Annotated in this window: 21 protein-coding genes and 4 pseudogenes; all 25 read right to left on the bottom strand. The window is 39.6% G+C overall.

The window, feature by feature from the left end:
• Positions 1–119: 119 nt before the first annotated feature.
• The 25 genes and pseudogenes from BN161_RS14090 to BN161_RS13965 all read right to left on the bottom strand — a co-directional run bounded on the left by BN161_RS14090 (position 120) and on the right by BN161_RS13965 (position 23,979).
• Positions 120–1,286 (bottom strand): DegT/DnrJ/EryC1/StrS family aminotransferase, encoded by a 1,167-nt coding sequence (locus BN161_RS14090; protein ID WP_044267257.1) that lies wholly within the window; start codon positions 1,284–1,286, stop codon positions 120–122.
• 104 nt (positions 1,287–1,390) lie between these two features.
• On the bottom strand, positions 1,391–1,981 hold the full coding sequence (locus tag BN161_RS14085; protein WP_044267255.1) for a sugar transferase: 591 nt from the start codon (positions 1,979–1,981) through the stop codon (positions 1,391–1,393).
• Between the two features lie 3 nt (positions 1,982–1,984).
• Positions 1,985–2,749, bottom strand: a complete 765-nt coding sequence (locus tag BN161_RS14080; RefSeq protein ID WP_044267253.1) for a glycosyltransferase family 2 protein — start codon at positions 2,747–2,749, stop codon at positions 1,985–1,987.
• Between the two features lie 2 nt (positions 2,750–2,751).
• A complete protein-coding gene (locus BN161_RS14075; protein ID WP_044267252.1) occupies positions 2,752–4,071 on the bottom strand; it encodes a UDP-glucose dehydrogenase family protein in 1,320 nt (439 codons plus the stop codon).
• Positions 4,072–4,378: 307 nt separating this feature from the next.
• A pseudogene (gene tnpC / locus BN161_RS31150) lies at positions 4,379–5,413 on the bottom strand (IS66 family transposase).
• Positions 5,414–5,771: 358 nt separating this feature from the next.
• The gene (locus BN161_RS31145; protein ID WP_244436501.1) at positions 5,772–6,029 is read right to left on the bottom strand and encodes a hypothetical protein; all 258 of its coding nucleotides are present in this window, start codon (positions 6,027–6,029) and stop codon (positions 5,772–5,774) included.
• 188 nt (positions 6,030–6,217) lie between these two features.
• Positions 6,218–6,565, bottom strand: coding sequence for an IS66 family insertion sequence element accessory protein TnpB (gene tnpB, locus BN161_RS14060; RefSeq protein WP_044267250.1), 348 nt, complete (start codon positions 6,563–6,565; stop codon positions 6,218–6,220).
• On the bottom strand, positions 6,559–6,933 hold the full coding sequence (locus BN161_RS14055; RefSeq protein WP_044267248.1) for a hypothetical protein: 375 nt from the start codon (positions 6,931–6,933) through the stop codon (positions 6,559–6,561). Before BN161_RS14055 ends, tnpB (BN161_RS14060) begins: the two co-directional genes overlap by 7 nt.
• 174 nt (positions 6,934–7,107) lie before the next feature.
• Entirely contained in the window at positions 7,108–7,761 is a 654-nt protein-coding gene (locus BN161_RS14050) for a polysaccharide pyruvyl transferase family protein (RefSeq protein WP_044267247.1), read from the bottom strand.
• A complete protein-coding gene (locus BN161_RS14045) occupies positions 7,758–8,216 on the bottom strand; it encodes a hypothetical protein (RefSeq protein ID WP_044267244.1) in 459 nt (152 codons plus the stop codon). The genes BN161_RS14050 and BN161_RS14045 overlap by 4 nt, the downstream gene beginning before the upstream one ends.
• 9 nt (positions 8,217–8,225) lie before the next feature.
• Positions 8,226–9,083 (bottom strand): FAD-binding protein, encoded by an 858-nt coding sequence (locus BN161_RS14040; protein WP_081743714.1) that lies wholly within the window; start codon positions 9,081–9,083, stop codon positions 8,226–8,228.
• Between the two features lie 2 nt (positions 9,084–9,085).
• Entirely contained in the window at positions 9,086–10,162 is a 1,077-nt protein-coding gene (locus BN161_RS14035) for a glycosyltransferase family protein (RefSeq protein ID WP_044267239.1), read from the bottom strand.
• 11 nt (positions 10,163–10,173) lie between these two features.
• On the bottom strand, positions 10,174–11,097 hold the full coding sequence (locus BN161_RS14030) for an ATP-grasp fold amidoligase family protein (RefSeq protein WP_052356289.1): 924 nt from the start codon (positions 11,095–11,097) through the stop codon (positions 10,174–10,176).
• Between the two features lie 20 nt (positions 11,098–11,117).
• Positions 11,118–12,011, bottom strand: a complete 894-nt coding sequence (locus tag BN161_RS14025) for a hypothetical protein (RefSeq protein ID WP_125910832.1) — start codon at positions 12,009–12,011, stop codon at positions 11,118–11,120.
• Positions 12,012–12,422: 411 nt separating this feature from the next.
• Entirely contained in the window at positions 12,423–13,892 is a 1,470-nt protein-coding gene (locus BN161_RS14015) for a lipopolysaccharide biosynthesis protein (RefSeq protein ID WP_044267236.1), read from the bottom strand.
• A 25-nt stretch (positions 13,893–13,917) separates the two neighbouring features.
• On the bottom strand, positions 13,918–15,153 hold the full coding sequence (locus tag BN161_RS14010; protein ID WP_044267235.1) for a nucleotide sugar dehydrogenase: 1,236 nt from the start codon (positions 15,151–15,153) through the stop codon (positions 13,918–13,920).
• 18 nt (positions 15,154–15,171) lie between these two features.
• Complete coding sequence (gene wecB, locus BN161_RS14005) at positions 15,172–16,347, bottom strand: non-hydrolyzing UDP-N-acetylglucosamine 2-epimerase (protein ID WP_044267234.1); 1,176 nt, start codon at positions 16,345–16,347, stop codon at positions 15,172–15,174.
• Positions 16,348–16,385: 38 nt separating this feature from the next.
• Positions 16,386–17,255, bottom strand: a pseudogene (locus tag BN161_RS14000) (UDP binding domain-containing protein); the annotation flags it as partial.
• A 97-nt stretch (positions 17,256–17,352) separates the two neighbouring features.
• Positions 17,353–19,144: pseudogene (gene tnpC, locus BN161_RS30120) on the bottom strand (IS66 family transposase).
• Between the two features lie 84 nt (positions 19,145–19,228).
• Positions 19,229–19,552 (bottom strand): IS66 family insertion sequence element accessory protein TnpB, encoded by a 324-nt coding sequence (tnpB, locus tag BN161_RS13990; RefSeq protein WP_044267233.1) that lies wholly within the window; start codon positions 19,550–19,552, stop codon positions 19,229–19,231.
• Positions 19,546–19,880 (bottom strand): annotated as a pseudogene (locus BN161_RS30555) (hypothetical protein). Before BN161_RS30555 ends, tnpB (BN161_RS13990) begins: the two are co-directional and overlap by 7 nt.
• Positions 19,881–20,115: 235 nt before the next feature.
• Entirely contained in the window at positions 20,116–20,574 is a 459-nt protein-coding gene (locus tag BN161_RS13980; protein WP_044267232.1) for a hypothetical protein, read from the bottom strand.
• On the bottom strand, positions 20,540–21,292 hold the full coding sequence (locus BN161_RS13975; protein WP_125910831.1) for a hypothetical protein: 753 nt from the start codon (positions 21,290–21,292) through the stop codon (positions 20,540–20,542). Before BN161_RS13975 ends, BN161_RS13980 begins: the two co-directional genes overlap by 35 nt.
• Positions 21,258–23,279, bottom strand: coding sequence for a hypothetical protein (locus tag BN161_RS13970; protein ID WP_044267228.1), 2,022 nt, complete (start codon positions 23,277–23,279; stop codon positions 21,258–21,260). Before BN161_RS13970 ends, BN161_RS13975 begins: the two co-directional genes overlap by 35 nt.
• Positions 23,280–23,490: 211 nt before the next feature.
• A complete protein-coding gene (locus tag BN161_RS13965) occupies positions 23,491–23,979 on the bottom strand; it encodes a UpxZ family transcription anti-terminator antagonist (protein ID WP_044267226.1) in 489 nt (162 codons plus the stop codon).
• Between the last annotated feature and the right edge of the window lie 47 nt (positions 23,980–24,026).

Raw genomic sequence — 24,026 nt, 5'->3', positions numbered from 1 at the left:
ACACTAAATACAAATATAGCGCTAATTATTTAATCAACAAGAAGATAAAAAAAAAGCCGGAATGAGCTCTATGAATCATTCCGGCTTTTTTTAATAAAACTGTAATATTTCGCACCTACTTATTTCTTACAGCAAACTTTTATCTGTTCCACAATATAAGCCACATCTTCATCCGTCACCCAAGGACCGGCAGGAATACATAAACCCATATTAAACAAACGTTCAGAAACACCATTCACATAACAAGGATTATGGGCATAGACAGGCTGCAAATGCATAGGTTTCCACAAGGGACGGGTCTCAATTCCCCGTTCATCCAGTTTACGGCGGACTTCATCATAGTTTGTACCGGTCTTCACAGGATCTATCAGAATAGTAGACAACCAATAATTAGCGTTGAAACGACCATCAGGATTAGATTTCAACGTTATACCATCCACACCTTCAAAAGCCTTCTCGTAAAGCGCATGTACATGGCGGTGATGCGCAATATGCTCATCCAATACAGTCATCTGACCACGACCGATACCAGCACAAATATTACTCATACGATAATTGTAACCAATCTTTTCATGCTGGTAATGAGGGAAAGGTTCACGAGCCTGCGTAGCATAAAACATGGTTTGCTTCTTGGTGCTTTCATCAGGAACGATCAAAGCCCCGCCACCCGAAGTAGTGATCATCTTATTTCCATTGAAAGACAGGACGCCAAAGGTACCGAAAGTACCGCACTTCTGTCCCTTGAACTCAGAACCCAAAGCCTCTGCAGCATCCTCCAACACAGGGATTTCATATTTAGCGGCTATCGCGCAAATCTCATCAATTCTGGCAGGCATACCATAAAGATGAACAGGAAGAATAGCTTTCGGCTTCTTACCTGTCTTCGAGATTCTGTCCTTAATGGCTTCTTCCAGCAAAACAGGGTCCATATTCCAGGTATCCTCCTCACTGTCGATAAACACAGGTTTAGCTCCCTGGTAAGCTACAGGATTGGCTGACGCGCAGAACGTAAACGACTGGCAGATAACCTCATCACCGACTCCTACACCAAGTTGGATTAATCCCAAATGGATGGCCGCCGTACCTGCTGACAAAGCAACCACACGCTTCCTATCATTGTCAATTGTCAATTGTCCATTGTCAATTAAAAAATCTTCCAAAGATTTTTCAAAGGCATTCACGTTGGGGCCTAAAGGAACAACCCAGTTAGTATCGAAAGCTTCCTTTATAAAAGCCTGCTCCTTGCCGCTCATGTGAGCAAGGCAAAGATAAATTCTCTTGTCCATAAAATTATGTGATTATAAAACTATAAATCGAAAAGTAAAAAGAGTAAGAAAAGAAGGATTATTTACGCCATAAATAACAAGGTATAAACAACCATTTTATGATATTACAAATCTTTCCCAAGTATTGTATAAATAATGATTTTAATATCATTCCAGAAAGACCAATTATCCAAATATTCTATATTAATCCTTACTTTGTCAGGGAAAAGCACCTCATCATTGTATTTTTGAGGATTTTCCTGCTGTATTAATAATTCTTCTTCATTCCGGTATTTCAAACTGGCCGGGCCAGTAATACCGGGTTTCAAAAGAAGCATTCTTCTATTGTCCCCTTCAAGTTTATCAGCATATCCCGGGACATCCGGCCGAGGACCAACAAAACTCATATCCCCTATCAACACATTCCATAATTCTGGCAACTCATCCAATTTATATTTCCGCAGTTTTGCCCCCAAAGGAGTAATACGACTCTCTCCCTGTACAGATACCGAACTTCCGGAATGATTCATCGTCATGGAACGGAACTTATACATGATAAATAACCGTCCGTGCTGCCCTACCCGTTTCTGCTTAAAAATGATAGGACCACTTGGCATTTTAATACGAATTAGAAAGGCAACTATAAATAAAATTGGACAGAGAAAAAAAAGACCGAAGAATGAAAATAACCTGTCGAAAATTGATTTAATCAACATATACTACATCCGTTTAATTACAGCATTAAAGACATAACCACAAAAACAAAAAGCCGAAAAAAGGACAGAGAGATATTCTATTTTTCTATATACTCTCCAAACATCTTTTGCTGCTTTCCATTTCTTAGCCGTATTTGAGGTTGAAACCAGACGATAACCCGCCAATACTTCCTTTATACCATAAGCCTTATATCCCCTCTTCATTATCAAGAGCCAAAGCGCCATATCATGACTACTCTTAATAAGAGGCATGCGAAAATCACCTACGATATTGCGATCAATAACGACTGTTAAACATCCAATAATTGTATTCCGCAAATATTGACGATAAGATAAAGAGCTTGGTATACGTATAAAACTACCCGTTTTTTTCCCATCCTCTTCCATCACATAATATTCAGAATAAGTAAATGCATACTTATTCTCCTTCATAAAAGCAAGTTGCCTTTCTAGTTTCTCAGGCTCCCACACATCATCACTATCTAAAAATGCTATATATTGTCCGTTAGCATGTTCTATTGCGACATTCCGGGCAGCAGCAGCCCCTACATTTTTCAGAAGTGAAAATAGTTTAATACGCTGATCTTTATCAATTATTTTTTTTATAACTTCAACTGAAGAATCTTTCGAACAATCATCAGCTATAAGTAATTCCCAATTTTGATAAGTCTGCACAATCACCGACTTAATACTCTCAGTAATGAAACGTGACGCATTATAAGATGGCATGATAATGGAAACAAGCCCATAATCTTTTAACTCATTCATAGCTATTCCCCAATCGTAGTATATCTAAATCCTTCAGCTTCCAGTTCATCCCGATGATATATATTACGACCATCCACAATAATATTACCAATCATTATTTTCTTAATCACACTCCATGAAGGTAAGCGGAACTGACGCCACTCCGTCATCAAAAGCATGGCATAAGCACCATCTACACAGTCATAAATATTATCAGCATACGTAACCGTATCACCAATACGACGCTTGCATTCTGCCATAGCAATAGGATCGAATACACGCACTTTAGCGCCTGTTTTCAGTAAGCAATCAATTACTACCAGAGCCGGTGCTTCACGCATATCATCAGTTTCGGGCTTAAATGCTAAACCAAGTACAGCAATTGTCTTATCCTGCAGAGATTCCCCTTCTGGCATCATTTTCTGGAGTTTCTTGAAAACAACCCCCTTTTGGTATTCATTTACCTCTTCCACAGCTTCAATTACCCTCATGCGATACCCCATATCCATACCAGTATGTACCAGCGCCTTTACATCCTTAGGAAAACACGAACCACCATAACCACAACCAGCATAAAGGAATTTAGCACCAATTCTAGTATCTGTCCCTATGCCTCTTCGCACATTATGAACATTTGCACCGACTAACTCGCATAAGTTGGCGATATCATTCATAAATGAAATGCGAGTAGCCAACATTGCATTAGCTGCGTATTTCGTCATCTCCGCACTAAGAATATCCATAAAAATAACTCTAAAATTTTGCAGTAAAAATGGTTGATAAAGCTTCGTCATTACCTCCTCTGCACGACTACTTTCAATACCTACGACTACACGATCTGGACTCATAAAATCCTTAATAGCAGCGCCCTCCTTCAAAAATTCCGGATTAGATGCTACATCAAATGGAACATCCACCCCACGTTTATCCAACTCTTCTTGAATAACTGCTTTCACCTTCTTGGCCGTACCAACAGGGACGGTCGATTTAGTAACTAAAATAGTATACTTATTGACATTCTGACCAAACTGACGGGCCACAGCCAGCACATACTTTAAGTCTGCAGATCCATCCTCATCAGGAGGTGTGCCTACTGCGCTGAATACCACCTCTACATCATCGAGCACAGAAATCAAATCAGTAGTAAAATGCAATCGACCATACCCTACATTACGTTTCACTAACTCCTCCAGCCCAGGTTCATAAATAGGCATCTCTCCCTCATGGAGTTTATCAATCTTCTTTTGATCTACATCAACACAAGTTACATTAGCACCCATTTCTGCAAAACAGGTACCTGACACCAAACCAACGTAGCCGGTGCCAACAATTGCTATATTCATAATGATTTAAATTGAATTATTTTTTTAGATTTTTCAAATTCTGATACCCACTAAATGCCAAGCTGATTAATCCATAAGGTATAAATAAAAAATCAGGTATATCCTAATGGCAAAAACTTATAGTAATCACAAGAATGATAAAGTAAGTATTCAAGCAGCCTCTAGCGCAAAAGATCAACATATAAAAGAAGTAAGAAATATCCACCGACTAGTTAGCGTCCAATTTTGACGTGTATCCCAAGGAAAGCCGCCACAAGGCGGTTTCCTAATAAATAACGTCAAAAAAGATACTGATTTTTAATGTTTGTTATTGATCCAGTCCGATTGTCAAGGGTAACAAATGTTCATAATCCCTACGTCCTTTAACAATCTCGCTGAAAAATCTCTTGAAATAATCCAGCACTGACACACCCTGCATCTTGCATGTCGAGATGATGGTATGATATACCGCCGAGACGCGGGCCATCCTGTCACTGCCGAAGAATAAAGAGTTCTTCCGCTCACCCGCCAAGGGACGGATAAAACGTTCGGCAATGGAATTGTCGATTGAATAAGAGCCGTCATTCAAGTAGGCGAACAGCTGGGTCCAGAAAGTATTCATATAACTTATGGCCTTCTCCATCAACTCTCCGCGGGGCGGATGACCGTCACTGAGCAGGACGTCAAGCTTACTGCGTAACTTTATGATTATTTCCTTGGTCTTTAAATTATTCCGGCAAAGCTTTATCTGTTCAGGGGACAACCCGCCTTCCTCATACTCACGCTCCAGTTTGTAAAGCTCACCTATCAGTTCCAATATGAATGCGGCATCCTTATCATCCCCCTGCTCAAACGCATACTTCAACTTCGCACGGGCATGGGCCATGCAACAAAGATGTTCTATATCGACCATATGGTCATCCAGATACATATAGACATTGTAGCCGTCCGACTAAAGCGCTTTCACCTGGCTGTCTCCCAGAATATGCTTCAGGGCATCCCGTCCCCTGGAACCGTCCTCGTAGCAATAGATTACCACTCTGGACAGTCTGTCGACCAGGCACCAGATGTATTTTTTCTTGTAGCATCCCTCACGCCTTACCCGGCACCAGATCTCATCACAGTTTACAATGGAGTCCTTCTCCAGACAACTATTCTTAAGATAACCAATCAAACCGCAGAAATGGGCGGAGCCTTTCCCCAGCCAGTTGGTCAGGCTCATACGGCTCAAATGCATCGATTCACCCGACAATCTGTACATTTCACGATAAAGAGGGGGATCAAGAACATATTTGTTGAAAGCAAGATAAGAACCCGAAGCGTGCGTTCCCGGAACAACGTCAATGATTTCAGGCTGACCCATGAAAGGGAAATAGCCTTCGTGAATTTTCCCGTCCAAAGTTTTATAGCGGATAACCTCGTAATCATGCTCCACAAGACTGCTTATCTGCTCATAGGCATATTTACGGAAACGTTTGATGATGATGGCACCTGCGGGCAGATGGCGGATATCACTGTCATGACAAACCGTATTGTCGGCACTCATGGTACGGTAAGAAAGTCCTTGACGATAAAGACGGGACTCTTTTGATTTTGCTGCCACGTCCTCTTCCCGCACAGGAGCCTCACCATGCTGCGGTAAGGAGGAGCAAAGGGATTGGGGAGTACCGTCGAAATCATCCTTGTCACGGGTAGCGTCCTCTTCGATCTCCTGCTTCTTTTTATGGATACTCTTTTGGGCTCTTACCACCATAAAGGTTCTTGTTGCGGACTTTTAGCTGCTCTTCCAATGCTGTTATTTTAGACAACAAATTACCGACCAGCTGTTTATAATTGTCACGCTCTTTTTCTGCGGTCATGGCAGCCTTCTGCAAAGACAACAGTTTATCAACCTTGGACAACAGTTCATCTATCCGGACCTCGTCACGTCGGATGCGTTCAGCGTCACGCTCACGGGCAACCATCAGCGCTATTATCATTTTGGATTTTTCCTCAGGGGTTCATATCTGAATATGGGTCTGCAAAAGGTACAGGATTCTCCTCACGTTCCTTCAGCTTCCTTGCGGAAGAAAGCTGTTTCATTCTTTCCAACTCATTCATATTCAGTATCTTTGGTACTTCAAAGATACAAAAAAACAATGAAATAAAAGAATATTTTCGCTACTTTTCACTTGTTAATTATCTGATTCTTATTTTTTTTAACAACAGGGGACTCCAACAAGAGAATGACATCCTGCCAATGGATTGAATAAATACTTTCATCACCATCATAGCTGACATGCATAAACTTGTATCCGGGTCTGAAACGTTTCTCAAACATGCTGTAAGAACGTCGGTCATAGCTGAACAAACGCACCAGACGTAAATCTTTAGACATCACGATAAAGACATCACCATCCTCCGGCTCACGATTCAACTGTTGATGGATGATGGATAGGACCTTATCATATTTACAGCACATATCATGGAAATCACGGACAAAGAAAAAGCGGTTGAGCCCTGTTATATTCAACATAAGCCCTCCAGTTTCTCTACTAAGCTTTTCAAACCTTCGTAGCTTAAATTTTTCTGACTGAGATGAACACCATTGCTCATGTGGATATCAACCAGGATTCGAAGTTCGGCATGCGAAGAAAAACGAGTATCCGCTTCCGGCTTTTGTTCCGGGATTGAGGAAGCAATTTCCTTCATTCCGGCTTCCGGTGAAGGAGCGCCCAAAAACTGAACAGGAATTATCTTCTTTCGGGTATCTTTGTACCATTTCTCAAAAAGGTTATAAGGTACTTTGTTGGACAGACAGAATTTCTCAAGCGAAACACCCGCAGGGAGGCCTTCCAATTTATAGCGCAAAAATAGACGCTCAAAATCATTGTAACTATACATAAACTTTGCTGTTGATTTAACGATAGCAAAGGTCTGGCTTTTATTGCGTTTATCCTACACGGCATTTTTGGACGCTAACCGATAATTAGTCTTTAAAGTGTTACATAACTAAATATACTAAGAATTCATTTCTCGTCATCTTTTTAGTTCTAAATTGAAGTATTTTTTTAGAAACTAATTATTTATGCTTTCTATGAGATAGCCTAAAGATTCTTTTCGAAGTTCTTCTATACGGCTATTTACAATATTCCAGTCTATAGGAGACTTGACATCATGAACTGTCATGCCATCACTTAAAATTCTATTTTCAAGTCCAAGCCTTTTTAGCAAAGTGAGCAGTCGTTCATCCTTGCCACTATCACCTATAAGTGTAACAACAAAAGGTCTATTAAATATTATTGACATGGCTGTACAATGAAAAGACGCTGTAAAAACGAGTTCTGCGCTATTAATAACACTAAGAAAATCCGTTGGTGACATACTATACTTTACCTTAACCTTCGAAGATATGAAATCACCTATACCTGTTGCTCTTGCCAATTTATAATGCTTCATCCCTTTTATGTCATAACCTATTTGATTTATAAATGCTTCAAACTGATTATCTTTATTGGTATAGCTAAACACAAATGGCTCTTTAATCGGCTCTGTCATTTTCAGCCAGGATTCTTTTGTTAAAAGGAAAACCGGATCCATAACTAGTTCAGCATCTCTGCCAGTCAACTGTTTGATGAGTTTAACTCCGAATATTTCACGAGTGCTTATATGCTTGATTTCTGACAGATATTTCTTATAACAGTCAAGATATTCATCAGGTATCTCACTCATACCAAAACTAGAAGAGTAAGATATTTTTTTTCATTATCATCAACAAAATCAAGTAGGAATGCAGTATCATAACCATTGCACACACAATTCCACACCTGATCACTTCCAACTATAAACTTATCAAATAGACTATTCGCTTCCTTCGCTTCGTCAGAAGACTTATACATTTTATGTGTTTTCTTCAGATTAGCCTTATAGAATTTATCAAATCTATATTTTCTTAATTCCATAAAGGGCGTTCCTAGTGTATAAGCTAATGCAGACAACCATTTCTTATGATTCAGACTATCTACAATATGAAACACCATATCATATTCGTGTTTTCTAGACATATTTTGATAATCTAAGTAAAGATTATCGAAACCATGTTCAGTTAAAGCTCTTTGCAAAGCATATGACTGAAGAGCTGCACCATAATTAGCTGCAGTATGGAATGAAAGCAATGCTATTCTCATTAATATATTTTAATTATAGAATTTAATCTCTGGTATGCACTTAAAACCCAAAAGCGAATGTATTTTTTTTGCCTTATTAACTAAATGAAGTATATCACTAGCTGTGGCATTATCTATATTTGATATCCAATTAGAAGTCTTCTTTGAAAACATAGCACCACCACATTTCATACCCCTTATTAAACGAATAATAATAGGGTTGTAGCTAATAAATACAGAACCGCAGCTCGGCTTATCGGCCGACAAAAACTTCTTGGAATAATCCAACCTTTCCTTTATCAGCCTTTCAGTTTCTTTAGCGCTCTGTTCTCTAAATTTAAAAGAGACTTTCAGGATAATTGCATACATTTCTTGGAATGGTGAATGCCGATAGCTATATCCTTCTGTTCCTTTAAGAGTCTTTATTTTGAGCTCATCAATATCCAAATATTCTACTTCTAGTATATAGTCCGAAATAGAAACACCTATTGATTTTCCTCTGCCAGCATTCATATATATTGCCCCTCCGACGCTTGAAGGAATGGAATAAAGGTATTCTATTCCGCCAATGCCAAAATTTTCATTAGACTTGATAAGCTTTTGAATTCTGACAGAACAACCAACCTTAACTTGATTTTCACCAAGAGAATAATCTATTGTTGAATCTAGCTCCATAAGGTTAATTATTGGAGTTACAACGTGCTCTGCAAAGATAATATTGCTGCCTGCAGAAAGAATATGGAATTGCTTTCCCAACTCTTTAAGAGACTTCAATATTTCAATCAAATCAGTAACATCATGTGGAACATACATTGTTTTGCAGTTAGAATGAAGCCTCATTGTGTTGTACTTGTACAAGTCAACATTATGTAAAATAGTAGCAGCCATAACTAATTTGAAATTCGTTCAAATAAAACAGACGCATCAGAAACGGCTTCCTTCTGAGGAATCGCGTTCAATGCAGATACATAGCTATCATAAATAACTTGAGATATTCCTTTTATCTTGCTGATTATTTCATCATCTTTCAAGGCATTGACATCAAAGCCTACTTTTAACTTATTAACTTTGTTTGCAAGATAACTGTTATAACTGACAATTATTGGCGTTCTAAAGAAAATGGCCTCATAAATTTTATTTGGCTCTGCATACTGGGGATTAAGGGTTGTTGTGTCGTACGTAGCAACAATAAAATCAATCTTGCTATAAATCTTCGGTAAATCAATCGGGTTCTTAAATGCACCATGAAAGAAAATATTGTTGATGTCCTTCAAGGATTCCGCCTCTATTTCCATGTTAGGATAGGTAGTGCCGTAAAAATGGAACTCAAAGTTAGGGAAGTTTAAAGTTATAACTTTAGCCATATTAATGAGAGTATGATATCGTACGTTGCCTACAAAAGCAAATCGAAGATGCTTGATATCGGTTTTTTCTTTTTCAACTTTTGGTAAGGTGAACAACCTCTCGTCAACTTTATTTGGTATGAGCACGATATTCTTTGGAACATTATCGCCATAGTAATAGTCCGCAAAACCTTGTGAAGTAAAAACCGTGACATAGGAGTTCCTAATAATCTTAAGATTCAAATTCTTAAATAATGATTTACCTATACCTGTCTTAAGCCTGTCAAATAACATGTCAGACTCCTCATAAACGTATTTAATACCATTAGTAAAAAGAACAGCAACAGCGGTGTTGAGAGTAAAGAAATAAAACAAGGTCGTTTGTTTGTCAAATTTCCCTACCTCCCTCTTAATATCTATAGAATAATGGTAGAGCCGCTTAAAGTATGACATCCTACGCGGGTAATTCCCCAGTCGTATGATTGAATAATTTTGCGACTGAGACTTCTCTACAAAGCCATAGACAATTACTTTGTATCCTTTTTCTATAAATTGAGTGATTCTCTTATCATTTCTAGAGGGAAAGTTATATGTGAAGAAAACCACTGTAGAAATATTCTTCATATCCTAAAATTTCAATTTTGTTTTTTTACCTTACTTAAATCTATCATTTCTCCCATTCTGTCATACACTTCTTCTTTCAAGAAACCATACCCTTGAGTAAATGTCAACTCTCCAATAACAGGACGGCCATTTACTACATAGAAATCTGTTCTTACTTGAGGGAACTGCTTTGAAATTTTACGGGCTATATCCATCATCTCATCCAAGCACACAGGTTTATTCACTACCATATCATTCTTATCATATACATAATGCGACATAGAATTTCTTGCATATTCGGGTTTCGGATTCCAATTAGTATCGAAACATTGAACGTGTACATGCATATTAACTCTATTATATGCCACCCAGATAAATTGAGGTTCCCCATTAATACAATATACCTTAAAATCAACCAGTGATTTAGGCGAAAGTTCAAGATAATCATTATGTAATAGTTCTTCAGCCAATATACAAGGTTTTATTCTTGTATAATGAATTTGCGCATGCATCCAACCATATGGGAGAATCAACCATCTTTTTAGTTCTTTTCGCAAGGCTCTAAGATTAATCTTAGACTTATCTGGAACAACTTTTACTGTTGCACAACCATTATTTGCTTTTATTACGAAACTGTCTGGTAACTGATTAAAATCAATCTCGTTGACTTTATCCCAATGCCCATATAATTTAGGCATATAATCTAATAATCCGAGATTGGAGATATACTCACGAACTCTGTATTTATCAGCACAAAGAGTCCACATGGATGTATCAGAATGTAACTCCATCCAGTATATTTTCTCAATCAAATTATGTGGTTTTTTCAAGTTAACATGTTTGTTGAAGTGAGGATAATAACATCTATCAACCTCTTTCTCTGGATTAATTGCAACTTGCAACTTAAGATAATTTTCTCTTAAAAATTGATACAAAAACGTTTTTTTAATATTCATAATTATAATCAATTGTGGGTTTATTGTTCTTTATTATTTTCCCAAGGTGTAACATACATTGTTACTAACAGTAAGAAAAGGCCATGTGTCAAAAGTGAAGTTGTAAATGAACTTCCCATCAAAGTATAGATAACAATAATAGCGACGAACATCACTATTTGACGATTTGACTTTCCGAATGCCGCCTCGCAATATTTAAAAAAAATCACATATAGCAATGGGTATATTATGCATCCTATAAATCCAATATTTATATAAAAATCTGAAAAGAAACCATTATTAGCCCTAATCTCGCCATTAGACCAATATTGTGCCCCAATAGCAAATGAAACATCTTCACCATGATATCCACCATAATATAAAGGGCCATTATTTAGAGTGAAATCATAATAAAAGCTATCAAGCACTTGAGGTATCATCAATACTCGGCGCACTATCACAGTTGACAACACATTTGTACCCAAGGCAATCCATTCAAGCAATGATAAAACAGCAAGACTGAGAAAGGCGATTCCAAGATATTTTTTGAAATCAACTTTATAAAGCAAGAAGAGAAAAATACAGATAATCATCTTAAACAAAGTGGATTTCATCCCGTTTGTTGAAAAACTTAAAAAGATGACAAATACCAATAATATAGAAAAAGCATATTTTTTTCTGCTGAGAGCATATGCCAATGCAACCGGAAGAATATTAGAAGATGCACCTCTAAGATATTTCAATATTGTAGGCATGTCATAGTCTCTAGCCTCAAAGCGTATTTCATATACATCAATAAAGTTGAAACTCAGCCTGAAATTAGCATAATAGGCAGAAATGAAAAAAACGGTAACAATCAATACAGCTACTATGAGATTAGTCAGCGTGGTACTCTTAAATTTATTTGAAAGTTTAGGAACATGAATAGTTTTCAAGAACAGATATATCAAAAAAAGATACAATATCTCACACAGAATAAAATCTATAGGCTGTTGTTTACAAGCTATAAAAGACGTGAAAGGCACAATCTTTAGAAAAAAATAATCAATGCAATATCTGACGAAAACTCTTCATCGCTCTTCAAATAGGGAAAAACTATAACGATAAAAGCAGCCAGAATTATCCACGATAGGATTTTACAAAGGTGACTTGGGTCATTAATAAAGCCATAATAAGCCCAGAAAGGTGCAATAGTTTGCACATACAGAATATCTAGTAGCATTCTGTATATTAAAATAAAAATTACGAAAACTATCTTACTATGAGAACGGGCAACGTCCATACTTCTACAACACCAAAAAACAATCTCTAATGATAATTAATTCTCAAATACCTGCTACAAACTATCATTTTAGCAGCTTCTTAATAGAAGTCGTATAATCAATCTTCAACATCAATCCTGTGGGTAAAAGAATAGCATAAAAAAGTATGGTAGCTATTGCTATTATCACAAATGGAGAGCTCAAATAGACGACCTTGTGCAACAATAAAAATATTGGCACTAGGCAAACCGAGCAGTGCAGTAAAATCTTAGAGATAAAGACAAGAATTTGTTTGTTTATCAAACTGAATCCTGATTTTCTCTTGATATGTACAAAAGATGTAAAGCGGATAAGATATTGAGAAGTAGATGCAACAAGCATAATGACATACGCCGGTGCTCCGAATCTGACAAACATATAATCAAGAGCCCAAACATAGACTGCCGCAATAAAATGCGTCTGCATATAAAACTTACTTTCACCTATTGCCAGCAATACAGCCAAATATGGAAACACATCAATAAAGTCCTTCAACATATAGAATCGGAGATATGTTCCAGATACAGCATATTTTTCTCCGTATATTAAGACCATCAACTCTACGGCAAAAAACATACTAAACGCCAATATAGGGAAAATAATTTTTACAGACTCGTATAATGCGTTATTGTAAGTAGTCACTGCTTTTTCCATAGAACGCTCTGCATCCGCTTTTGAAAACAGAGGAAGAAGAACACTTTTTACAGAAGAAGCTATCATGGCAACAATAGGAATACTTAGACATCCATTAGAATACTCGGCAAAAGCCTCGGTTCCATAATACCTACTAACAAAAAATTGATCGGCAGCATGAATACAGAAGCCAAATGCACATGCTCCCATAATAGGGAGCGAGTAATCAAAAATGGCATTATACATATTAGACACCAATTCCTGTTTTATCTTCATATATGGCTTATTTTTCATGTACATTGCAATCAAGAATGTAATGAAAGATGCTGCCCCCCAGCCCAATATGGCCCCCCTGTATGTTGTATGAAAAACAATGACAGGTATAACTATGCAAGCCAACATCATAGCCTTGGAAGCAATATTATATACAGCAATACTCTTTGTCTTCTTTAATGCAGTATATATGCCTTCAACCCCCATTGCTGGAATAGTGAACAGCGGGAAAGGCGAGAATATCTTTATGCCGACAGCTAATTCTGGGTTGTTCAACCAAATTGAAATTGGTTTGGCCAAGAAAAACAGACTTAAAGAGAATATTACACCCAACAACAAGAAAATACGAGTCAACCCATTAACCAATGACTTTTGCTCATTGGCATTCATTCTTGGGATGAAATAAGCAAATGCACTTGGTAACCCCATAGTAAACAAACTCTGCATAGTCGTATATATATACAGTATCTGTTTATAAGTTCCGTACTCTTGTTTGTCAAAATAACGCGCAAGGATAGCAGCGCTTAAAAAAGAAAGAACAAAAGTACATAACTGCCCTATTCCAAGCCACAGAGCCTGATTGAAATTACTCGTATTTTCTCTTGACATATTGATTGATTACCTTCCCTTCTAATTAAATATGATAAATCTTCGCCCCACTCTTCTCCGCACTAATCACATTGCAGCAGTCGAGCACAATCTTACCCTTCAGTTTCTCCTGATTCTCGATGATATGGCTATGCTTTACCATAATCACCACCATGTCCACCTCATTCAGGAACTGATCGAAATCCAGAATCTGATTCTTCACAATTTCCATGTTAGTGAAGAAAGGATCGAAACTCTTAAGAGGACGTGCCAAGTGGCGAGTCTGAATGTCGTGCATCTGAAGAGTAGGACTCTCACGAATATCATCAACATTTTCCTTATAAGTGATACCATACAGGCCTGCTTTGCGGTTGTCAGTAATACCATTCCCATCCATAATCTCGTAAATTCTCTCAAGTACAAAAGTTGGCTGAGAATCATTGGTCTTCATACTCTCGTCAATCACCTTTGCGAGTTGAGGGTAGTCACCCACGAGGAACCAAGGATCCACAGAGATACAGTGACCGCCTACGCCAGGACCAGGCTGAAGAATGTTAACACGGGGATGCATATTACAAATTTTAACTATTTCATACACATCCATGTTGTCGTGACGGCAGATACGAGCCAGTTCATTAGCAAAAGCTATGTTTACTGCACGGAAAGTGTTCTCCACCACCTTTGTCATCTCAGCGGTGCGGATGTCTGTAACCACAATCTCGCCCTGACAGAAAGAAGCATAACACTTCTTCACTGCCTCACCTATCTCACGTTTGTCGGCACCGATAGTACGGTTATTATACAGCAGTTCATAAACCATGTTGCCAGGAATGATACGCTCAGGAGCATGAACGAGGTTGATGTCCTCACCAATCTTGAAACCGGTAGCTTTGATAGCAGGACGCACAAACTTGTCGATAGTGCCAGGAGAAACAGTGCTTTCGATGACTACAGTAGCTCCCTTGGGGCAAACCTTCATTACTTCCTTGACTGCAGCAACTACATAGCAAGCATCAACCTTTTTTGAGAATTTGTCATAGGGAGTTGGTACAGAAACGATGTACATATCTGTTTTCTGATACTCTGTAGTAAACTTAATTCCAGCCTTCACAGCATCCTTGAAAAGGTCATCAAGACCATCTTCCTTGAAAGTAGTATGACCAGCATTCAGAGTGTCAACAAGTTTTCTGTTATAGTCTGTACCTACTACTTCTACGCCATGAGACGCCATCATAAGGGCGGTAGGAAGACCAATGTAACCTAAACCAATTACGTTAATCATAACATTATATTTTATTAATTATTTTACTTCGTATCTATCAGTCTCTTTGCCAATAAGAATATCAGCGATTCTACGGCACGCCTGACCATCACCATAAGGATTGACAGCTTTCGACATACGTTCGTAAGCAGCTGCATCATCCAACAATATGCTCACTTCACTCACAATCTTATTGTAGTCTGTACCAACGAGGTGAACAGTTCCTGAAGAAAGTGCTTCTGGACGTTCTGTAGAATCACGCATTACAAGTACTGGTTTGCCTAATCCTGGGGCTTCCTCTTGGATTCCACCAGAATCTGTAAGTACAATGGTAGCTTTACTCATCAAATGCACAAATTCAAGATATTGCAGTGGCTCGATAAAGAAGAAATTTGGACGTGTTAAATCTTCGCCAAATACTTCGTGAATAGGTTTGCGTACATTGGGATTAAGGTGCATAGGGTATACAAAGTCCACATCGATATATTTCTCCGACAAGTCCTTCATAGCCGTAACCATATGAATAAAGCCATCGCCAAAGTTCTCACGACGATGACCGGTAATCAGTACCAATTTGCGACCATTTGCCAAACGAGTGATATCATAGCCCGCTTCGCGTAATACATGGTTCTGCTCTTCTGCCAATACAGCATCGGTAGAAAGTTTTTCTACTACCATGTGCAATGCGCCAATCACAGTATTGCCTGTCACATAGGTATTGCCGTGTGCTTTCTCTTCAAACAAGTTCTTCTCCGAAAGAGGTGTTGGTGAGAAATTGTAGGTAGCAATACGTCCTGTCAACTGACGATTCATTTCTTCAGGCCATGGACTATAAATATTGCGTGTACGAAGTCCTGCTTCCACATGCCCTACAGGAATCTGTGCATAGAATGCAGCTAAGGCACCAGCTGTTGATGTGGTAGTATCACCATGCACAAGCACAACATCAGGGCGACATTCTTTGAATACGTCACGAAGTCCTGTAAGTACACGGGCTGTGACATCAGTAAGATCCTGACCTTGCTTCATAATATTAAGGTCAAAATCGGGCTTTACATCAAAGATAGTTAACACTTGGTCAAGCATTTCTCTATGCTGGCCTGTAACACAAACAATAGTTTCAAACTCATTGTTTCGCTTTTGAAGTTCCTTCACAAGCGGACACATCTTGATGGCCTCTGGACGAGTACCAAACACGAGCATTATTTTCTTCATATATATAAAAACTTATAGAAGCTTTAATACAAAATATATTAATCACGTCTAAATATATCACGTGTATAAACTTTCTCCTCTACGTTGCTCAGATAGTCATCAAAACGATTGGCGATAATGGCGTGGCTTAAATCTTTGAATTTTGTCAAGTCATTCACCACCTTGCTGCCAAAGAACAAATCACCATCATTCAATGTAGGCTCATAGATAATCACATTTGCACCTTTGGCTTTGATGCGCTTCATGATGCCTTGAATTGCACTCTGACGGAAATTGTCCGAGTTAGACTTCATGGTCAAACGGTATACACCTATTGTCACTTGCTCTTTTGAACCATTGAACTGATTGTTGGTTGAGTAATCATACCAACCAACTTTACGCAATACAGCATCCGCAATGTAATCCTTGCGAGTACGGTTACTCTCTACAATGGCGGTCATCATATTCTGTGGCACATCGGCATAGTTTGCCAACAATTGCTTGGTATCTTTTGGCAAGCAGTAGCCACCATAGCCAAATGAAGGATTATTATAATGTGTACCAATGCGTGGGTCGAGACCTACACCATTGATAATAGCTGCAGTATCGAGGCCTTTGATTTCGGCATAAGTATCGAGTTCGTTGAAATATGATACACGCAGTGCCAAATATGTATTGGCGAAGAGTTTTACTGCTTCGGCTTCCTTCAAGCCCATGAAGAGAGTATCGATATTTTCTTTGATAACGCCTTCTTGCAGAAGTTTTGCAAAGGTGTGAGCAGCTTCCTCCATGTGATTACCTACAATCTGGATGATAGCATCGTTCTCTTCCTTAAACTCAGGTTGACGAATCATCTTGGGATAACCTACGATGATACGACTTGGATAAAGGTTATCATAGAGTGCTTTGCTCTCTCGCAAAAACTGAGGAGGGGAAGTTAATACTCAATTTAGGGCACATCCTTTTTATAAGGCACCAGAATGGGTGCCTCACAAAAAATTGCCATTAGATTCGATTGGTTTTTAACTATTGGCATACGGCCAAGTCTATATTTTGCGGTTCCAGACTCAAAAAATCTCTGCAACCGTTAAAAATTCCGGTAAAAAATTTGCCAAGATAATCCCACGTGGACCTGCCTTGCAGCTTCACCGTGCTGATTACGCTATGATATACGGCAGCAATCTCTGCACCCTCGTCGCTGCCGAAGTGCAGGGAGTTCTTTCGTTTGGTGGTAAAGGGGACGCACCGCCCGTTCCGCCAGATTGTTCGAGATCGAATAACGGCCGTCCTTTATATAAGTGAAGGCTTCCTTCCAAAACTTGTGAAGATAATTCAGGGCCTCCCGCATATAACAACTTTTCTGCTCCTCCTCGCTTTTCAACTCCCGCAAAAGGTTTGCCCGCATATTTATCATAGCCTCCATGGTCGGCGCCCCCGCCGTCGTCGGGTACGTTCCACATCGGTGAGCATCTCCCTGTCATACTCCCTTTCAAAACGGAAAAGCAGGTTTATATTTTCAAGGAATACATCAGCCCTCTTGTCGCCACCCTCCATCCGGGCCTTCACGAACTTCGCCCTCACGTGCGCCAGACGGACCTGATGGTCAGTATCCTTATACCTGTCCGTTTTCAACTCGTCACCGATAAATACATAGACATTATAACCGTCCGACATGAGAGCCTTCAGCTCGGCATCACCAAGAAAGTTCGTCAGCACGTCACGACCACGGGAACCGTCCTCGTAAAAGAAAATCACCACACGTTCCGCCTTGTTGACCATGACCCACATATAGCATTTCTTGTAATGGTCATATTTACGGACCTTGCACCACGTCTCGTCACAATTGCCCACGGCATCCTTTTCCAGCGCCATCCTCTTCAGTTCCACCACCATACGGTCGAGGTATTTCTTGCCTTTCTTCAACCAGTTGCGCAAGGTGTTCTCCGATACGGTCATGCCCATATCCCCAAGCCATTGGTGCAACAGGCTGAAAGTCACGTTCTTCACATATACCTCGTAGGCGATGGCCTGCAGGAAAACGGGGGTTATCTTGGTGCCGTCAAAACGGGTCACCTCTTCCGGGTGACCTTCCCTGGGGAAGTACCCCCAACGCGGATTGCAACCCTTCTCCACGTACCGCACCATCTCGAACTGTTCCTCCACAAGACAGATGTCCAGACGGAAGGTCTTCACCAGCTTACGGTCAAGGATACGGCCGGGAACCTTGGAGAGATCCGACAAGTGACTGACAGGAGGTCCGTTCACACCCATGGTACGATAGGTTTCCGGACGGTGGGAGAGATTCATAGGATTAGGAGAGGTCGGATGTGATTCCTGTGTATCCGACTCTGGTACGGAACGGGTATCCAATGATTCGTCCGTGCCATCAAACCCATCCTTCTCCCTCTCACGGTCAACCGGATCGTCATCCGGACCGGAATCATCCTTTTTTCGGACTGCCGCTTCGAACCGAAACGGTTCTTGCAGGCGGATTTGAGTTGTTCCTTCAGCTTTATATTCTCTCGTTCCAGGGATTTACGCGAGTTGCGCTCTTCCTCAAGAAGGGATAGGAGTCATTTAATTTTTCCAACATCTGGTTGGAGCGGGATAACTCTGTTGTCAGATCCTCCAACACCAGTTTCATCGCACGGTTATCCAGTTCCGCATTCTCCAGACGCTCGATAAGGAATTCCACATAGCGGTTCTTTATTTCATCAGACATATCATCACAGCGATTAAAAGCACGACGCAAGAAGGTCTCCTGCGACGGAAGCTCGCGTTTCTGAACTATAAACTGTTGTAATTCGTCCGTATCCATATACCGCTTTTTTGCGATATAAATATACAAAAAACTTGATATAACCATATAAATACAGAACATAATCATCTTATTTTTAACGATTTAATCACAGTCCTTCTCCAACAGAAGGACTACGTCCTTCCAGTCTATCCGGTAGGTGACCTCGTTACCCTCGCCATCTTTGATTATTCGCATAAACTGATAGCCCACAACAAACTTTTTCTCGAAGAGACTATAGGCACGGTTATCATAAGCGAACAGGCGAACGATACGGCAGTCTTTCGACATGACGGTATAAATGTCACCGTCTGAAGGTTCACGGTGCAACTGTTCACGAATAACGGATAGCACACGTGAACGCTTACAACGCATATCAGTAAAGCCACGCAGGTAATAGAAGCGGGTTATGCCGGTCACACTCAACATAGGCCCTCCAGCTTTTGAATCAGACGGTATAGACCAGGATAATCCAGATCTTTTTGGAGGATATGCAAGCCAGTGCTAAAGGTTAGTTTCACGGAGATACGAAGGGATGCCTCCTCGGGTCTTTTCCCGGCTTCTGATGTGGGACCCGAAGGAACACCATCCACTTTTGAACTGTCACTAATCTTCTGCGGGTATCCTTGTATCATTTATGAAAAATGTTGTAAGGTACGTTATTCCTTGAACAGAAGGACTGAAGAGACAGGCCATGAGGGACTGCCTCGGTTTGATACTGAAAATAAAATCTTTCAAGATCTTCGCTGCTATACATAATTGTTCGATGTTGATTTGCAACAAAGATAGAGATATCATTTTTGAGCCCTAAATTAATGGCTTACAATAAATTACGGTGCCGACTTGATACAAAATGTAAGCACTCAAACAAGGACATACTCCTTAATTTGGGCACCTGTAAAGACAGTTCAGAAGTTCCCTATAAGATACGAAATATAACTACTCATTGAATAACCAGCCCAACAAACGAGAACTTGCTAAATTTGAAAATATTACTTGTCAGGACATCCTTCATAATACTTATTAAATCTTCTGATCATGAATGTGGAATCGGAGAGACTATTCGCCTTATGAAGCAAGAAAAACATGAAACGGTTATTCCTGGCAACCCATAGAAGTACAAGAAGCAAAGTGACTTTCCCACAAAAAACCAATAAATTCAAGACGATGGTGACAGTCGACGTTACAAATCCCACATAAAAATGTCCACTACTCGTCGTATAAACAAGAGGATAAAGCATTTGCACCGTTGCATAGAGATATAAGCACATCATTAAGAATTGTGGAATTTTCAAATAGCTCGTATTTAAACGTCCCAACACCATTATGATGGACATGGACGCTATGACGCCAATAAACAACCGCAGAAAAAATTGGGTACGGTCGTAATCGGCACAGCCGACAATGCTGAACAGGTCAATCAAGCCGAAAGTAGTACCGATAAGTATCATAAAAAAATACACCTATTTGCAAGTTTCCCCGTCCTTTACCCGTTAACGTGCCGACATGCACGGTAGAAACCGTTATATCCATATAGATGAAAAACAGGACAAAACTTCCAAGCATATTTAGATTGTTCTCTAAAAAATTTTCTATCCGGAAAAGCATTTGACCGTCTGGACAACCTGTATAAAGAAATTTATTATATAACTCCTGGTTAATCAGATAAAAAGTGTATACAGATTTTATGATATACATGATGAGCCAAATAACCCACACGATCACCCATGAATAGTAGAACTGTTTGATGCCCGTATTTATTCTTTTGAATAAATCGCCTGGCGTGTTTCGGGCCAACGTGCTGTTTTCACCGAATAAATTCGTCACATATTCATGCAGTTTTTTCTCTTTTTCAGGAGCTTCCACTTGCAGGAATTTCATTCTTGCCAGTTTGTACAGAGCGAATGTGATAAACAGAATATTGACAAACTGAAAGGGGATTTGATGTTCCAGCATACTAATGAGATAGGACATCTCAAGAGAAACAGACGGCGAAGGAACCGCTGGAGAAACAGGCTGTCCCTTAATCCACCCCATCAATTGCTCTGTTATCAATGGGATAAAAGCGCAGAAAATCGACAGGTAGATGGGATATTTATTTGTGTGGGCCCATCCATAAAAACTGTCCTTATAATCACTGGCCTGTGCCATTTCTCCAATATTTTTCAAGTGAGCAAACTTTGAATCCTCTCAGGTTTTTCTCATTGAGACGATACTTCTTTTTGTCCTTCGACTCAGCATCGCAGCAGAACAAGTCTTTTATATTGGTGACATGGCATCCCCAAATATGGCTGGGAGAAGAATAACCGGCATAACGTTCCACAAAAATATCCAAGTTATACTCAGAATTCCTGTCAGTACAAATCACGTTATCCGCATTGCTTCGCAAAGCATTAACTTTTTCCGATGATTTATCACAAAGGATGAACAAGTCGATGGCATAGTCTTTGCAGATTGAAATTAGCCCGGACAGAAATAAGCTGTCCTTATCTATCATCGGAAAACAAAATTCTATTTTCTGCAAATCATCCAACACTATCCTCCTTATATGTTGACTCTTGTCTTTCATCTCAAGAGATACCTTCAACTGTTGGATAAGATAATAGAAAAATTCATCGGTCGAAATACACCCCATTCGGATCTCTTTAAAATGTATACATTTATAACACTCCATACAGGAAACACATTTCTTTTGAAGGATACTGTCTGGATCTTTGAAAATAGTAGCAGGACAAATCATTTTTTTCAGAATAAGATCATCGTCTTTGTCGAGCAATATATGCAGGGTATGTTCTTTATGGCTGCAGGCGCTGAACGTGCCACCCAATGCGAGGTATCGCTTATAACTGTTTGTAGGCCCGATAATGGCCGTTATCTGAGAATTGCAATCACTCTCTTTTACAAGAATGTCATTTAAGATTTCTTCCGGACAATCACTTTTGCTGAAATTCTCGTAGAGGTTGTCCAGGTTCTTCCTCAGGCATTCTTCCGACGACTGCAGATAGGTGTCTATGTATTTGGATAAAGACGACACACAGTTATAATCCTTTTGGCGGTCTATGAAATATTGGTAGGTTTCAAATAATATTCCTGCATGCGCACGTTGTATTCCTTTAGGCATGTGTCGCCTCCGTTGCAGGATAACATGGGTACTGGGGTATACTTCTATGCCATAGTCCCTTTTCTTATACTGATGCCAGCCATGGGCAGTATCCTGCAAAACGCTCTTTTTGATAGATAACTGATTACAGAGATAATTCGTCCTAACATCCGTGTAATTGCGCATTTCAATGATGACATCCGCATTATATTTGTCAATATCGGATCCTGAATTTTCTATGTAAATTACGACCAAAGCATGTTCTGCAATCACCACATCTGACGGCTCATATTTTTTATCCAGTACCAAACACGGGATTTTCTTATTCCCTAATCCCGAAATATGATTGAACAGGCCGCTCTTTTTAATATTCTTTTCACTCTTTACAAATACCGGGAAAAATTCAGCCGACAATTCTCCTAATCGCTGTATGGGATATTGCATGTCATAATAAAAATCGCCCAAAGTTGAATGTCTTCTCTCTATAATAAGAGGATTGTCTGATGATTTATAGGAAACGGAAGTGGAAGGCAGACCTACATGTAACGAGTTCGTTCTGGAATTATATACTAATATCTCATTAGCCACATATAAATCCAAACTCGACAAATCAATAGGCAGAGTGGTGCTAGGGGGCACACGGAAGAGTGTTTGGCAAAACAGACTGCCTTTCCATGTGATTTCGTTCCCTTTGTCATCCGTTTTTTCCGTGATATTCGCTTCGATAACCTTACCTATGCATTGTGACAGGACGGTATCAACCAACATATCTGAAACATTCTCCTCTGACTTATCTTGCGTATAAAAGACGGGAGCGTCCAACTCTATTCCATTTCCAGCATTATCTTCTAATTTATATAATGATTTTGTAATACCATGAAGCATCTGCATTGCTAAAAGCGATCTGCTGGTACCCAATTCTCCGCAAATCACGATATTTAATGGTTTAACCATATTTGTCTGAACTACGGTTTGAAGATGTAGGCCTCCAAACAATAAATCATCGAGTCCGCCTATATGCGTTTTCAGTTTTTGATTATTATATAATATTCTCATAGTATCATTTCTAAGATAAGTTATACGGAAGGATGCTAACTATGCATTGCTCTTAAAATTTCCGGTACGCCTCCTCCAACTTCACATCATACCTGTTCTACACATAAGTAGGTAATCCAACACATTGGCATAACCCTCTTTCCTTAATCCGGGAACTGACCGGCAGGGTAAAAAAACGGATGACAAGGCGTTCGCACTTAATGCGCGTAGATTACTCTTCCACTTCTTCCCAAGGATAGGGATTATCAATCACATTCTGAAATTCCTCAATAGCTTCTTGCTGTTCAACAGTAAGTAATGTGGAATCCCAGGAAGCAATGATAGTACGGCCTTCGTCAGCCAAAGGCTCATCAAATACCTCGCCATAGCAGGCAGTGAGCAAACGAAGTTTCAGCAACGAAGCAGGAAGAGCATCAAGAATATCCCAACAACGATCTAAGACCTCTTGGATATGTTTCTGTTTTTCACCGTGATCTACGAACGAGGCACTATAACCCATCAGAAGAGCGAGACAAACGTTCGCCTGTTCTTCCACAGTAGAACCTTTGGCACCGGAATTATACAAAGCCGTAGTCAGGCGATAAACTTCACCGTTACGACGGGAAAGGTCGTCGCTATAAACCGGATTCCCGTCCATACCTAAATACATCAGATCGTGCGCAGCACGCTGAAGGGCAAGTGTTTCTTCAGAAAGAGACATAATGATTTATGATTTATAATTTGTGATTTATCAGCTGTTTAATGACA

The organism is Bacteroides timonensis (genome assembly GCF_000513195.1).
Classification (GTDB): domain Bacteria; phylum Bacteroidota; class Bacteroidia; order Bacteroidales; family Bacteroidaceae; genus Bacteroides; species Bacteroides timonensis.
This window is presented reverse-complemented; position numbering and strand designations above follow the sequence as displayed.

Bases quoted from the DNA above. Each gene is read 5' to 3' on its own strand.
- BN161_RS14090 (WP_044267257.1), bottom strand. From the start codon at position 1,286: ATGGACAAGAGAATTTATCTTTGCCTTGCTCACATGAGCGGCAAGGAG.
- BN161_RS14085 (WP_044267255.1), bottom strand. From the start codon at position 1,981: ATGTTGATTAAATCAATTTTCGACAGGTTATTTTCATTCTTCGGTCTT.
- BN161_RS14080 (WP_044267253.1), bottom strand. From the start codon at position 2,749: ATGAATGAGTTAAAAGATTATGGGCTTGTTTCCATTATCATGCCATCT.
- BN161_RS14075 (WP_044267252.1), bottom strand. From the start codon at position 4,071: ATGAATATAGCAATTGTTGGCACCGGCTACGTTGGTTTGGTGTCAGGT.
- BN161_RS31145 (WP_244436501.1), bottom strand. From the start codon at position 6,029: ATGATAATAGCGCTGATGGTTGCCCGTGAGCGTGACGCTGAACGCATC.
- tnpB (WP_044267250.1), bottom strand. From the start codon at position 6,565: ATGTTGAATATAACAGGGCTCAACCGCTTTTTCTTTGTCCGTGATTTC.
- BN161_RS14055 (WP_044267248.1), bottom strand. From the start codon at position 6,933: ATGTATAGTTACAATGATTTTGAGCGTCTATTTTTGCGCTATAAATTG.
- BN161_RS14050 (WP_044267247.1), bottom strand. From the start codon at position 7,761: ATGAGTGAGATACCTGATGAATATCTTGACTGTTATAAGAAATATCTG.
- BN161_RS14045 (WP_044267244.1), bottom strand. From the start codon at position 8,216: ATGAGAATAGCATTGCTTTCATTCCATACTGCAGCTAATTATGGTGCA.
- BN161_RS14040 (WP_081743714.1), bottom strand. From the start codon at position 9,083: ATGGCTGCTACTATTTTACATAATGTTGACTTGTACAAGTACAACACA.
- BN161_RS14035 (WP_044267239.1), bottom strand. From the start codon at position 10,162: ATGAAGAATATTTCTACAGTGGTTTTCTTCACATATAACTTTCCCTCT.
- BN161_RS14030 (WP_052356289.1), bottom strand. From the start codon at position 11,097: ATGAATATTAAAAAAACGTTTTTGTATCAATTTTTAAGAGAAAATTAT.
- BN161_RS14015 (WP_044267236.1), bottom strand. From the start codon at position 13,892: ATGTCAAGAGAAAATACGAGTAATTTCAATCAGGCTCTGTGGCTTGGA.
- BN161_RS14010 (WP_044267235.1), bottom strand. From the start codon at position 15,153: ATGATTAACGTAATTGGTTTAGGTTACATTGGTCTTCCTACCGCCCTT.
- wecB (WP_044267234.1), bottom strand. From the start codon at position 16,347: ATGAAGAAAATAATGCTCGTGTTTGGTACTCGTCCAGAGGCCATCAAG.
- tnpB (WP_044267233.1), bottom strand. From the start codon at position 19,552: ATGTTGAGTGTGACCGGCATAACCCGCTTCTATTACCTGCGTGGCTTT.
- BN161_RS13980 (WP_044267232.1), bottom strand. From the start codon at position 20,574: ATGATACTTATCGGTACTACTTTCGGCTTGATTGACCTGTTCAGCATT.
- BN161_RS13970 (WP_044267228.1), bottom strand. From the start codon at position 23,279: ATGAGAATATTATATAATAATCAAAAACTGAAAACGCATATAGGCGGA.
- BN161_RS13965 (WP_044267226.1), bottom strand. From the start codon at position 23,979: ATGTCTCTTTCTGAAGAAACACTTGCCCTTCAGCGTGCTGCGCACGAT.